Here is a 234-nt window from a genome sequence, read left to right as displayed (position 1 = left end):
ACCCTGGATGGCTACTACGATTTTGATGTTTATCAGCCGGTGAATGCTGAAGGCTCATACAAAGTAACCGGGCTTGAGCTGATTGCACAGTTCCCGCTGACTATTCTGCATGATGCTCTGGATGGATTTGGCGTTAACGCTAACTACACCAAACTGGATAACACCCTGACAGGCGCATCATCACTGGGTATTGATACGCCGCCGGAAGGCCTGGCCGACAGCACCTATAACCTG

At 50.9% G+C, this 234-nt stretch carries 1 protein-coding gene; it reads left to right on the top strand.

The genetic code is table 11. From position 1 onward, the window contains the following. A partial coding sequence (locus R0J87_RS24930) for a hypothetical protein (protein WP_498889712.1) occupies positions 1 to 234 on the top strand: 234 nt, incomplete at both ends.

Origin of the sequence: Halomonas sp. SIMBA_159 (assembly GCF_046536035.1) — a bacterium.
Lineage (GTDB): Bacteria > Pseudomonadota > Gammaproteobacteria > Pseudomonadales > Halomonadaceae > Vreelandella > Vreelandella venusta_A.
The sequence above is the reverse complement of the archived record's forward strand: the minus strand, read 5'-3'. Positions and strand labels throughout refer to the sequence as shown.